This window comes from Kitasatospora sp. NPDC001175, from assembly GCF_053598215.1.
Window position 1 is genome coordinate 1 of record NZ_JBSFJU010000231.1, and the last position, 1,200, is coordinate 1,200.

Annotated in this window: 1 protein-coding gene and 1 pseudogene; one reads left to right on the plus strand and one right to left on the minus strand. The window is 67.1% G+C overall.

Translation table 11 applies throughout. From position 1 onward, the window contains the following. Positions 1-325: 325 nt before the first annotated feature. Positions 326-819, plus strand: a pseudogene (locus ACWDAK_RS41345) (IS5 family transposase); the annotation flags it as partial. Positions 820-834: 15 nt separating this feature from the next. Here the strand turns inward: ACWDAK_RS41345 and ACWDAK_RS41350 are convergent. Beyond that, positions 835-1,026, minus strand: a complete 192-nt coding sequence (locus tag ACWDAK_RS41350; RefSeq protein ID WP_427396376.1) for a hypothetical protein — start codon at positions 1,024-1,026, stop codon at positions 835-837. Between the last annotated feature and the right edge of the window lie 174 nt (positions 1,027-1,200).

Here is a 1,200-nt window from a genome sequence, read left to right on the forward strand (position 1 = left end):
AGGGCCTCACCAACCAGACCGGCCTGTAACCCCCAAGCCCCAAACACCAACCGAAGCCCCCGGGCAACACCACCACCACACCGCCCGGGGGCTTCAGCAGAGCGTGTGGGTGTCAGTGAACGGTGCATCATCCTGTGGCATTGCTGAAACGACCACACCACCCACGACCTCACACTTCACCGGCGGAGCCGAGAGAACCTGACGCCGACAAGTCTGACCTCTCCTCCGCTACGAAGCCGCGTGGCTGCACGCCGTCACGCGGCTCGTCGGTACACCCGAAACCGGAACACTCCGCAGGCGCGTCAACACTTATTGGAATCAACGGCAGCGCCGTCCCGACGAAGGACTCGGGCGCTCTCGGGGCGGCCTGACCTGCAAAATCCATCTCGCTGGGAAAGGCGATCGCCAGCCGCTGGCCTTCCTGGTCACGCCCGGCCAGTGGGGCGACAGCCCACAACTGACTCCCGTCCTCGAACGCGTCCGCGTCAAGCGTGCCGGGGCGCCCGTCGCACACTCGGCCGGACCATGTGGGTGGTGACAAGGCCTACAGCTCGCGTCTCAACCGTCGCTACCTGCGCAGACGTCAGATCAAGTATCCAATCCGGGAACCGAGGGACCAAAGGGCCAACCGCCGCGCCGCGGCAGCCGGGGCGGAAGGCCCGCTGGCTTCGACAAGGAGATGTACAAACGGCGCAACGAAGTCGAGCGCACGATAAACCGGCCCAAGGGTTCCAGAGCGGTGGCCAAGCGATATGGCGCGCCTACGTCTTCCACGGCACCGTCACCGTAGCCTCGATCCGTCTCTGGCTCGGGCCGTGACCAGCGGTTTCCGTCTCAGTCTGCTTCCACTGCGTCGGCCCGCCGCCTCAGGTCTGCCGCGATGTCGTCCCAGTCCGGTCCGTACAGCCCGAAGCTCTCCGCGGCCTGCGCCGGATCGTCCGGCCGCTGCAGGAGCGCCAACCGGTACGCCAGGTTGCCAACCCAGACCGGCAGGTAGCCGTTGACCCGGGACGGAGGGACTTGCACAAGATCGCTGGCACGCCCCGTCCTGATGGGTGGCCGGGCGGGGTGGCTCCGGCGGATGGTTCTGGTGGTTGGGCAGGGGGAAGCCCCCGGGCGGTGTGGTGGTGGTGTTGCCCGGGGGCTTCGGTTGGTGTTTGGGGCTTGGGGGTTACAGGCCGGTCTGGTTGGTGAGGCCCT